This is a genomic window from Pseudophaeobacter sp. 1A09344 (genome assembly GCF_041008745.1).
Taxonomy (GTDB): Bacteria; Pseudomonadota; Alphaproteobacteria; order Rhodobacterales; family Rhodobacteraceae; genus Phycobacter; species Phycobacter gallaeciensis_A.
Window position 1 is genome coordinate 1 of the sequence record NZ_JAXGFS010000031.1, and the last position, 3,325, is coordinate 3,325.

Consider the following 3,325-nt stretch of genomic DNA (forward strand, 5'->3'; position numbering starts at 1 on the left):
TAGGTATCGTCCAAGAGCTTCCAGGCCTCGTCGAGCACGATGATGGTGGGGCGGCGATCCTCGACCACGCGTTCGATCTGGCGGAAGATGTAGGAGAGCACCGCCATGCGCTCGGTGGTCATGTCGAGGATCTCGGTCATATCAAACCCAACGATGTCGCCCGTGAGCTTGAGGCCTGCGCCGCGCTCGGGCTCGTCAAAGACCCAGCCATAGCGCCCACCTGGCGCCCATTCGGCGACGCGGGATTGCAACTCGCCGTCGTCATCGAGCGACTTGAACAGGGTCTCGAAACTGACAAAGCGCTGCAAGGTCGCGCCCGCATCGGCGTTCTGGCCGACGGCGCTCTGGATATGGCGAGATTGCTCGCCCGAGAGGGTTCCATTGCGTGTGAGAAGGGTCGCGAGCCAGTCCGAGAGCCAGGCTCGGCCGCGCTCGTCGGTCTCCGTAGCGAGTGGGTTGAGCCCCGTGGGCACCCCGGCACGGATTTCGTTGTACCGTCCACCAAGGGCGCGGACGGCCATCTCAAGCCCGCGATCCTTATCGAAGAAAAAGAGCCGCGCGCCGACCCGCTGCGCTTGTGCTGCGAGGAAAGCAGTGGTCAGTGTCTTGCCGGTGCCAGTGCGCCCCAGCACAAGGGTATGGCCAACGGTCGGTTCCTTGCCAGGGCTGCCCGCCTCGTGGAAATTGAACCGATAGCCCGAGGTGCCAACCGTCGGCAGGACCGAGATGGTCTGGCCCCAGGGTGACTGGTCCGGCCCACGCCCCTCGACGCTGCCGTGCAGGGCCGCGAAATCCGCGAAGTTGATCGAGGAAATCGGCGTCTTCCGCGCCCGGTAGCCGAAATTGCCGGGCGACTGCGCAAAATACGTGGCTTTCAGCGCCATGTTCTCGCGCACGATCACCGACATGATCTCCTGGCCCACGCGTTTGATCTGGGCGGCGGCGCGTTCGAGCGTGTCGCGGTCCGGGGCGTAGACCGCGATGGAGAGGTGATGGTCGCCAAAGGCGATGCGGCCCGCTTCCTGGTCGTCGGCTGCTTGCCCGAGCTGTTCGCGCAAGGAGACGGCCGCATCGTCGGAGGCGTGCATCTGGCGGATGATGCGCTGGATGCGTTCGGCCATGATGTTGTTCGGGATCGGGCTGAAGGAGTTCGTCAGCACGATGTCGAGCGGCAGGTCGAGCGCGTCGAGCAGCGTGACGTCGGTCAGCGCCGGATAGGACTTCATTGAGAAGAGCGCGCCGTATTTGACCTGACCGGTCACGACGTCGGTCAGGGTGACGACATCGCCATCAAAGGTCGCGCGACAGTTGCTCAGGGTATGCGAGAGGGGCAGGGCGCTCTGCCCGAAGGCGATGGGGGAGAAGCTGCCTGCGTTCAGCGTATTGAGATAGCCCAGCCATTCACCGTCCGACTTCGTGAGCCTGACTGGATTGGCCGAGGCAAGCGCCACCTCGAAGAAGCCCATGACCTCGTTCAGCTCCTGCAGGCGTGTCGCGCGATCCTTGACCCAGGCCTTGCGGGCCAGAGCGCGCAGAAGCGGGATGCGCGCGGAGATGTCCGGGCGCCGGATGACGCTGAGATAGAGCTGGCGCTTGGCGGGGCGGAGGTCTTTGACATGGGCCCGCCAGCGCGCGTCGATCGCGGCTGCGAAACTGTCTCCCTCGATGGGGCGCATCCCGAGATACTGCGGCACGGAGATCCGGTGGATGTAGAAACCGAAGGCGTTGCCGGTCTGGGCGACGATGGCGGCGACCGCGCGCTTCAGCGCATCAAGCCGGGCGTCTTCGCTAGTCATCGGGTTCAGACCATCAAGGCGCAGGGTCGCCAAGAGGTCGCCCTCGCGCAGCACCATCACATCGTCATCCGCGAGCGCGAAATACGGCAAGTGCTCCGCGAGATAGCTCTCCCGCGCGAACTCCGCGCCGCCCGCTTTAAGGAGAGCAGTTCCGTGAGTGGAAAGTGTGCCCGCATCAAGCGCCAAAGCTGTCGCCTCCGTGCAGGGCCCGGTTCTTCGTCGGGCGCACTGATCCAAAGGAGACGCGCAGCACTTCGAAGAAATGCGGCTCACGGTCGGCGACGAACCAGAGGATCGGATAGGCGACAAGGCCGATCAGGAAAAACACCATCGACTTGGTCCAGATGAACGGCAGAACGACCCCGGTCGCCAGCACCACCAGGTATCCGACAGGGAGACCCAGATACTTGGGCGGTCGGGCGAGGCCCAGAAAGAGGGGGGATCGTTCTGCCAACTAGATGCTTTCCCGCTTAGCTGAAATGAAGAATCCGCAGGACGTCTCGAGGCAGCGTTTGCAGTGCAAACGCGTTCGAGACGACCGGAGGATGCGAGTGTGCGGGAAAGTCATCGGCCAACCTCAGGAGAAGCCGTCGACGATGGTGCCGGCCGAGAAGATCAGCACGATCCCGATGATGACCGAGGCGAACCAGCCCCAGTTCAGCCGCCCCATCATGCACATGAAGCCGGTGCCGATGACCGCGAGCGTGGCGACCGCGATCCCGATCGGACCCGTCAGCGCGGCCTCGACGGTTTCCAGCATGGTCTGGATAGGCGACAAGTCCTGCGCGAGAGCGGGTGTTGCGAAAGCCGCCAGGGTTGTGGCGGCAGGCAAGAGGCGGCTGAGGCGATGTCTGAGCATGCGAAGTTCCCTTATTTTACTGAAGATCGATGAGGACCGGAGCGCGCGCAGGCACCCGGGCAGCGACGCGGATGTCCGGCGCGGAAACAGGTGTACCCGCGAGTCGGGACCGGATCCGGTGGATGCGCGCGATGTAGTCGCGGGTCTCGGTGAAAGGCGGGACACCGGAATATTCGACCACCCGGTGCGGTCCGGAATTGTAAGCTGCCAGCGCCAGGTCGATGTCTTTGAACGTGGCGAGCTGCGCGAGCAGATAGCGCGCCGCGCCGTCGAGGTTCTGCGGGGGATCGCGCGGATCGACTCCGAGGGCACGTGCCGTGTCCGGCATCAGCTGGCCAAGACCATAGGCACCCTTGGGGCTCACGGCAGTCGGATTGTAGCTGCTTTCAGCTTCGACCAGGGCGCGGAACAGGACCTGCCAGTCGTCGGCACCCAGACCAACCTGGCGCAGGGCACGGTTCCCTTGGTGGCGGTCAGCAGTCGTCCGGATCAGGAAGAGGATGTCGTCGCGACCGGACAGCGGCGCGGTGTCCAATGAGGCCAGAATGACTTCGGCTTCAGAGCGATCATCCAACCCCGCCCATACAGGCCGCTCGCCATGAAAGGTCCAGCCGGATGTCCGGGCTGTCCCGTCGCGGCCGAAGGCGATGACGTCAGCCGCGCTCCTCGA

Annotated in this window: 4 protein-coding genes; all 4 read right to left on the reverse strand. The window is 64.4% G+C overall.

Annotated features, from left to right (window positions below; translation table 11 throughout):
- Nucleotides 1-1,982: VirB4 family type IV secretion/conjugal transfer ATPase (locus SM765_RS22895; protein ID WP_368981936.1), on the reverse strand; the 1,982-nt coding region annotated here is incomplete at its 3' end.
- A complete protein-coding gene (locus SM765_RS22900; RefSeq protein ID WP_009574107.1) occupies nt 1,972-2,250 on the reverse strand; it encodes a VirB3 family type IV secretion system protein in 279 nt (92 codons plus the stop codon). The genes SM765_RS22895 and SM765_RS22900, both read right to left, overlap by 11 nt.
- A 123-nt stretch (nt 2,251-2,373) precedes the next feature.
- Nucleotides 2,374-2,655: a TrbC/VirB2 family protein gene (locus tag SM765_RS22905; RefSeq protein WP_009574106.1), complete on the reverse strand. Its 282-nt coding sequence runs from the start codon at nt 2,653-2,655 to the stop codon at nt 2,374-2,376.
- A gap of 16 nt (nt 2,656-2,671) precedes the next feature.
- Nucleotides 2,672-3,325 (reverse strand): lytic transglycosylase domain-containing protein (locus SM765_RS22910; RefSeq protein ID WP_368981937.1); only part of this gene is annotated, 654 nt, incomplete at its 5' end.

Excerpts from the sequence above, each read along its gene's own strand:
- SM765_RS22905 (WP_009574106.1), bottom strand. The coding sequence starts at position 2,655 with ATGCTCAGACATCGCCTCAGCCGCCTCTTGCCTGCCGCCACAACCCTG.